This is a genomic window from Streptomyces sp. SID11385 (genome assembly GCF_010548245.1).
GTDB lineage: Bacteria > Actinomycetota > Actinomycetes > Streptomycetales > Streptomycetaceae > Streptomyces.
In genome coordinates, this window is record NZ_JAAGLR010000305.1 from 1 (window position 1) to 235 (window position 235).

The following is a 235-nucleotide window of genomic DNA, read 5'->3' on the forward strand; positions in this document are numbered from 1 at the left end:
TCCGTACAACGTCGCCGTGCCGGTGCTGCTCACCATGCTCGACCGCTTCCCGACCATCGAGCGGACCCTCGTCATGGTGCAGGCGGAGGTGGCCGACCGGCTGGCCGCGCGGCCGGGCAACAAGGTCTACGGAGTGCCGTCGGTCAAGGCCAACTGGTACACGGACGTCAAGCGCGCCGGCTCCATCGGGCGCAAGGTCTTCTGGCCCGCCCCGAACGTCGACTCCGGGCTGGTG

At 69.8% G+C, this 235-nt stretch carries 1 protein-coding gene; it reads left to right on the forward strand.

Going from position 1 to position 235, the window contains the following annotated elements:
• Positions 1–235, forward strand: a 235-nt coding sequence (locus G3I42_RS09080) for an rRNA adenine N-6-methyltransferase family protein (protein WP_275405236.1), incomplete at both ends; no start/stop codon positions are given.